This window comes from Novosphingobium sp. 11B, from assembly GCF_054589055.1.
In genome coordinates this window covers 2,871-9,632 of record NZ_BAAILP010000092.1, presented here as the reverse complement: position 1 = coordinate 9,632, position 6,762 = coordinate 2,871, and the positions used below count along the sequence as shown (strand labels likewise).

Here is a 6,762-nt window from a genome sequence, read left to right as displayed (position 1 = left end):
GTCGGCCGCCTTGCGGATCGAACCGTGGCGGCCGACGACCATGAAATAGCGCAGAAAACGGGAAAAGGCGGGCATGGCGACTTTAGACCTGCTCTAATTTTTGCAACGGACCGTGGGATTCATTGCGTTTGCTAGCACTATCTCCTGTGCCGTACCACCGCTAGCAATACCGGAAGGTGCGATCCGACGAACGCGATTTCCCGATCCTCTCCCTACAGGGGGATCGTCGGTCGCCGGAGCCGCACTTTTGGTAAGGGGGCGCGCCGGTGCCGGGTGAATCCACCGAACCTGCGCGGGTGCGCCCCCCGTTCTCGGGGTTCTAGTTACAATGATTGCTTATCGATCCGGCCGCCCCTTGAGGGCTTCCTTGCGTGCGCTGGCGCTTGCCGCAGCAGCGGGCCTGCTTGCGCCCGTCGCTGCGGCAGCGGCGGAGCCTACCTTGCCGGAAATTCCCAAGGTCACGCCGATTCCGGTGAAGGTCATCGTCGTCGCCACGTTCGAGCCGGGCGAGGACAAGGGCGATGCCCCCGGCGAATTCCAGGCCTGGGCCGAGCGCGAGCATCTCGACGAGGTGATCCCGGTCAAGGGCACGCTCCACCCGCTGCGCCGCAATGCGGACGGGCTCTACGGTATGGTCTGGGGCAGCCCGGACACGATGATCGGCAGCGTGTCTGACCAGCTGACCGCGCTGCTGATGGACCCGCGCTTCGATTTCACGAAGACGTACTGGCTGTTCACCGGCATCTCCGGCGTCGATCCGCAGCTGGCCTCGGTCGGCAGCGCGGCGTGGTCGCGCTGGGTTATCGACGGCGACAAGCTGCGGGAGTTCGACGACCGCGAAGTGCCTAAGGACTGGCCTTATGGCTTGTTCGCGATCGGCGCCGACAAGCCGAACACTCTGCCCGGAGCCACCCAGGACTTCGCGGGCTTCACGGACACCCGCAAGCTGTCGATGTCGGCCGAGCTGAACCAGGGGCTCGCCTACTGGGCCTATGGTCTCAGCAAGGACGTGAAAATCCCCGATTCGCTGGAGCTTAAGGCCGACCGCGCACGCTGGCAGGGCTGGCCCAATGCCCAGAAACCGCCGTTCGTGCTGATGGGCGAGACCTTGGGCGGCCTGCGCTACTGGCATGGTCCGAGCCGCACGCAGTGGGCGCGCGATTGGGTCAAACTGTGGACCGGCGGCAAGGGCCGCTTCGCCATGACCAACATGGAAAGCCAGATCCAGCAGGGCTCGATCCTGATCGCGGCCAAGAACGGTCTGGTCGATGCGAACCGCGTCATGGTGCTGCGCACGGGCTCCAACCCTTCGATGCCGCCTCCGGGCGTCTCGGCGGTCGAGAGCGTCGCCAACGAAGGCGCGGGCCAGAAGGCCGCGTTCGAGGCGAATTACCTCGTCGGCGCGCCGGTCGTGCACGAACTGCTCAAGCACTGGGACAAGTACGAGAACGCGGTGCCGGAGGCCCCCGTACCGTGAGGCGCCTCGTTTCCACCTTGCTGACGACGCTGGCCTTGCCTCTCGCGGCCCCGGCCGCGCATGCGGACGAGGCGGCGGCGTCTGCCATGCTCGACGAAATGGCGGGCAATGCCGGGCGGCTGCGCGTGTTCCTGCAGGCGATGCCCAAGGGCGGCGATCTGCACAACCACCTCGGCGGTTCGGTCTATGCGGAGGACTTCCTCAAGGTCGCCGCCGCCAAGGGCATGTGCGCGGACGCCGGGATCACCCGCATCGTGCCGGCGCCGTGTCCCGCCGAACTCCAGATCGGTCCGATGGCCGAGAAGGACCCGTTCACTTATGCGAAGCTGATCGACGCGATCTCCACGCGCGGCTTCCAGAAGGGCATCGGCCCGGCTCTGGTCTCCGGCCACAACCAGTTCTTCTCCAGCTTCCGCAAGTTCGGCCCTGCGGCGGACGGAGAGGACGCGCGCTGGCTGGCCGACGCCTTCGCCAGCGCGGGCCGCAACAACCTCGTCTACGTCGAACTGATGCACAATCCGGACAGCACGACGCCATTCATGCTGTCCGCGCCCGATGCTCCGCTGGGCGTCGATGGGATCGCCGCCGCCTACAAGCGCGACCTTCCGGCGGCTCAGGCTCTTGTGGCCCCGGCCATCGCGGAAGTGGACGAGGAGGAAGCCTTCGCGAAGAAGCGCCTCGGCTGCGGCACGAAGGCGGCCGATCCGGGCTGCGGCGTGGCGATGCACTACATCTACTCGGCCATGCGCGGGTTGCCGCCGCAGGTCGTGTGGCGCTCGATGCTCGCGGGCTTCGTGCTGGCGGACAAGGACCCGCGCTTCGTCGGCGTCAACATCGTCATGCCCGAGGACGATCCGGTCGCCTTGCGCGACTACGACCTGCACATGGCGATGTTCCGCTTCCTCGGAGCGAAGTATCCCAAGGTCAACGTCACCATGCACGCGGGCGAACTGGCGCTCGGGCTGGTGCCGCCCAAGGATCTCGAGGACCATATCGGCAAGGCCGTCGCCTCGGGTGCCAAGCGCATCGGCCACGGCGTCGACATTGCCTATGAAGTCAACGCCCCCGAAACCCTCGCCCGCATGGCGCGCGATGGCATCGGGGTGGAGATCAATCTCACCAGCAACGCCGTGATCTTGGGCGTGGAGGGCGGCGTCCATCCGCTGCACCTCTACCGCTCGATGGGCGTGCCGGTGATGCTCTCCACCGACGACGAGGGCGTGCTGCGTTCCGACATGACCAACGAGCATGTCCGCGCGGTGCAGCAACAGGGGCTGCATTACACTGACCTCAAGGAACTGGCGCGCAACAGCCTCGAATATTCCTTCGCACCGGGCGCAAGCCTGTGGGCGGACCGCCGCTACGGGGCAGTGGTGGCGCCGTGCGCGACGGATTTCACGGCCGGGTCCTGTAAGGCATTTCTCGCAAAGAACGAGAAGGCCACGCTGCAGGCACGGCTGGAAATGAACTTCGACCGGTTCGAGCGCTCGCTCGACCGGTTCAAGGCCAGACAGGGAGCGGCGGGGGACTGAATTTCCTCGCCGCGATCGCGGATGCTTGCCGTCAAAGCAACGGCGCACCGTAAACAGGGAACTGCACAGGGAAGTGCGGGAGAGGAGGGACACAACAGCACGCGGCGGGCGGCAAGGACCGTTCCCGCCGTATCAAGGGGGCATACCATGAGGGATATGATCCGTTTCACTGCGCGCAAGACGGTATTGGCCGCGGGCGCGCTGCTTTGTTGCACTGCACTGACGACACCGGCTTTCGCGCAGGCGGCCGCCGATGAAACGACCGAGGACGGCAAGGACATCGTCGTCACCGGTTCGCTCGGCGCTCTGCCGATCGAGGGTGTCGGCACCGTCTTCGGCTTCGACAAGACCGTGACCGAGACGCCGCGTTCGGTCTCCACCATCAGCGCCGAGCAGATGGAACGCTTCGGCATTACCGACATCTACGACCTCGTCGCGCAGTCGCCGGGCACGTTCACCAACTCGTTCTTCGGCGTCGGCGGCGCGCTCGACATTCGCGGTACTCCGGGCGAAATCTACTTCCGCGGCATGCGCCGCCTCGACAACCCCGGCAACTACCCGACCCCGATCGGCGCCTCCGAGCGCATCGACATCGTGCGCGGCCCGGCCTCGCCGATCTACGGTCCGTCGAAGACCGGCGGCTACATGAACTTCGTGCCGAAGTCGGCGCGCGTTCAGGGCGGCTCCTACCTCGCCAGCCCCGAGGGTGAGGTCACCATGACCGGCGGCAGCTGGCGCAAGGCCGATATCAAGGCCGAAATGCGCGGCCCCGGCAAGATCGGCACGCAGGAATTCGGCTACAGCCTGTTCGCGGAAGTCGAGGATTCGGGCAGCTACTACGACAACATGTCGACCCGTCAGACGATCCTGCAGGGTTCGTTCGACACCGACCTGACGCCCAACCTGCGCCTCGAATTCGGCGGCATGTACCAGAACTACAAGGGCCAGCAGAACGGCGGCTGGAACCGCCTGACGCAGGACCTCGTCGACAACGGCACGTACATTACCGGCTCGGCAAAGCCGCTCGACACCAATGGCGACGGCCAGATTTCGCAGGGCGAGATCAACGCGGCGGTTCCCGGCGGCATGTCGATCTTCGGCGGCTTCGCCTGCGGTGGCGGGGTGTTTGCATCGTCGATCACGGACGCATGCTTTACTAGCTCGCCGAACAGCGCGCTCAACCTGACCAACGTGGGCACCGCCAAGCTCAGCCGCCGCAAGACGCTGACCGGGAAGAACGATCGCCTCGATAACAAGGGCAGTACGCTTTACGCCGACCTGATCTGGAAAGGTGCCGGCGATCTCGAGATCAAGAACCAGTTCTTCTTCGACTCGTACGACAACATCAACGAGAATTCCTACGGCTTCTCGCAGTTCCACGATTCCTATGCGATCGAGAACAAGGTCGTCATCTCGGACAAGTTCGAGAACGATATCGGCAAGTTCGCATTCCAGGTATCGCCGTCGATCCGCTACACCAATTTCAAGCACGGTGACGATTTCAACTACGAATACTTCCATCGCGTCGACCTGACCGTCGGCTACACCCCGGCGTCGGATCGCCTGCTCTCGACCGAGTGCGACTGCGATTACACCAACTATGTCACCGGCCACTACACCGATTACTCAATCGCCGCGCTGGCGGACTTCGACTTCAGTTTCGGTCTCGATGTGACGGTGGGTGCCCGTTATGACTACCTCAAGGCGAAGTCGGCCTACAACATCGGCAAGATGGAAGCGGCGCAGGTCGCATCCAATCGGGCGGACGGCATTCCCGACAGCGCCAGCGGTAACAAGGGCGCATGGTCGTGGTCGGCCAGCGCCAACTACAAGCTGCCCTACGGCCTGATCCCCTATGCCACGATCGCGCGCCAGTCGACCGTGATCGCCGGGCAGGGTGCTGAACTCTATCCGGGCGACATCGCCGGACAGACCTTTGTCTCGGCCTCCAAGCTCTACGAAGGCGGCCTGAAGGGAAGCTGGCTCGATGATCGCCTCTATGCGGCGGTGTCGATCTACAAGCAGAAGCGCACCGACTACAACATCCAGTCGGTCACGGTGAACCAGTCGGTCGAGACCAAGGGCCTGGAAGCCGAGTTCCGCTGGTCGGTGGACAAGCACCTGCTGATCACCGGTGGCTACACGCGCACCAAGGTCTACAACCTGACCGCGCTGACCAATGGCACGCTGTTCAGCTTCTTCGGCATCGAGGATCTGGTCAACGTCAGCGATCCGTCGCTCTACCTCGGCGGCCAGCCGATCGGCCTCGTGCCGATCACCAGCAAGAGCGACTCGCGCCGTGCCGGTATCCCGACCAACCTCTACTCGCTGACAGCGACGTATGCCTTCGACAACGGCCTCGCGCTGAGCGCCAGCGGGGTGAAGGTGGACTCGGTCTACTCGGGCCAGTCGCAGGCGGTGAAGCTGCCCGCTTACACCAAGATCGACGCGGCCATCTCGTACGAGACCGGCCCGTGGCTCGCCCGTCTGGTCGTGAAGAACGTCACCGACAAGAAGTACTTCCGTGCCAACTTTACCGAACTGTTCGGCTCCACGATCGTCCTGCCGGAGCTGCCGCGCAGCTTCCAGGCTTCGTTGACGTACAAGTTCTGATGCCCCGAGAGGGAGCGTCGGCGATCGCCGGCGCTCCCTTCTTGCGGTTTGAATCGAAAGGTTACCCATGCGCTCCCAGACGCTCGCGACTCTCATGGCGGGCGCCATGCTCGCTGCGGCCACCCCGGCGTTCGCCGCCGATGCCACGGCATCGCCACCCACGACTTCCGCCGTCGCCGACTGCGATCCCGGCGCGCCTTGCGACCATCCGCTGCCGGTCAAGGTGGTGATCGTCTCGCTCTTCGAGATCGGCAAGGACGAGGGCGACGTCGCGGGCGAGTTCCAGCTGTGGAAGGCGCGCCGCGGCCTGACCCAGCGTATTCCCTTCCCGCAGTCGTTCCACGACCTCTACTACAATCCCGAGACGCAGGTGCTCGGCATGGTGACCGGGATCGGCACCGCGCGCTCGACGGCGGCGACGATGGCTCTCGGCCTCGATCCGCGTTTCGATCTGAGCCAGGCCTACTGGCTCGTCGCGGGCATCGCGGGCATCGACCCCGAGGATGCTTCGATCGGCTCGGTCGCCTGGGCGCGCTACGTCGTCGATGGCGACCTCGCGCACGAGATCGACGCGCGCGAAATCCCGGCCGACTGGAAGACCGGCTACTTCGCCCGTCACACCAAGGGGCCGAACGACAAGACCACGAAGCCCGATCCCTCGGGCGGCGAGATGTTCCAGGTCAATCCCAGCCTCGAGAAGTGGGCTTACGAGCTGACGAAGAACATCGAGCTTCCCGACTCTCCGGCGATCGCCGTGGAGCGCGCGAAGTTCGTCGATTACCCGCACGCGCAGGAAGCGCCCTTCGTGCTGGAGGGTGATACGCTCTCCGCCATGACCTTCTGGCACGGTGAGAAGCTGACCGACTGGGCCAACGACTGGGTTCGCTACTGGAGCGGCGGGCAGGGCGAGTTCGTAACTTCGGCGATGGAGGACACCGGCGTCATGCAGGCGATGACTTACCTCGACGCCGTGGGCCGCGCCGACCGTGACCGCGTGCTGGTGGTGCGCGCCGGTTCCAACTTCACGATGCCGCCGCCGGGCGTCGATGCGGCGACCTACCTGCTGCGCGAGAACGAGGGCTATGCGGGGCTCGAGGCGGCTGTGGAGAACCTCTACACCGTGGGCTCGAAGGTGGTCGA

At 65.0% G+C, this 6,762-nt stretch carries 4 protein-coding genes; all 4 read left to right on the top strand.

Annotation, left to right across the window (positions count from 1 at the left end; all coding sequences use genetic code 11):
• Positions 1-355: 355 nt before the first annotated feature.
• Entirely contained in the window at positions 356-1,477 is a 1,122-nt protein-coding gene (locus ACYPYD_RS07970; RefSeq protein ID WP_459662706.1) for a purine nucleoside permease, read from the top strand.
• Positions 1,474-3,009 (top strand): adenosine deaminase family protein, encoded by a 1,536-nt coding sequence (locus ACYPYD_RS07965; protein WP_459662705.1) that lies wholly within the window; start codon positions 1,474-1,476, stop codon positions 3,007-3,009. The genes ACYPYD_RS07970 and ACYPYD_RS07965 overlap by 4 nt, the downstream gene beginning before the upstream one ends.
• 147 nt (positions 3,010-3,156) lie before the next feature.
• Positions 3,157-5,622 (top strand): TonB-dependent siderophore receptor, encoded by a 2,466-nt coding sequence (locus ACYPYD_RS07960; RefSeq protein WP_459662704.1) that lies wholly within the window; start codon positions 3,157-3,159, stop codon positions 5,620-5,622.
• Between the two features lie 67 nt (positions 5,623-5,689).
• Positions 5,690-6,762 (top strand): purine nucleoside permease (locus ACYPYD_RS07955; protein ID WP_459662703.1); only part of this gene is annotated, 1,073 nt, incomplete at its 3' end.

What these genes read in the sequence shown, in the direction of transcription:
- ACYPYD_RS07960 (WP_459662704.1), top strand. Translation starts at nt 3,157, where the DNA reads ATGAGGGATATGATCCGTTTCACTGCGCGCAAGACGGTATTGGCCGCG.